The following is a 418-nucleotide window of genomic DNA, read 5'->3' on the forward strand; positions in this document are numbered from 1 at the left end:
GTATCAAACGCTAAAGCCGATAGTTTTTTCAAGGTCGGGTATTTCGCAACGCCTAGTGAAATTGAAAATCTTGTAAACAAAAATGGGTTTAATGTAATTGGACACGCAGCAACAGATGGATTTGGACGTTACATATCTAACGGTGTTAATAACTTTACGCCATCCCAATATCAGACATGGTTAGATTATCATTTGGCAAATTGCGACGAAGCAAGCCTTTTGGGATCAAGTAATCATGGTTTAGTGATCGCTAGAAAAGCCAGTTCACAAAGCAGTTAAGTCGGATTCATAAACGTGTGCCGATTCCGTTTCGCTTCATTATGGCACTCGTACACTCACCGTTTATTGGGACGTTAGCTGTTCTATTGGTATCAGAGGGAATATGTTTAAATTCGTAAGGTTGATAGTGCTATCAAAT

General features: G+C 39.2%; 1 pseudogene. It reads left to right on the forward strand.

The window, feature by feature from the left end:
• Positions 1 to 279, forward strand: a pseudogene (locus AB4496_RS29540) (SAM-dependent methyltransferase); the annotation flags it as partial.
• Positions 280 to 418 lie beyond the last annotated feature (139 nt).

This window comes from Vibrio sp. 10N.222.46.A1 (assembly GCF_041473595.1).
GTDB classification, from domain to species: domain Bacteria; phylum Pseudomonadota; class Gammaproteobacteria; order Enterobacterales; family Vibrionaceae; genus Vibrio; species Vibrio tasmaniensis_A.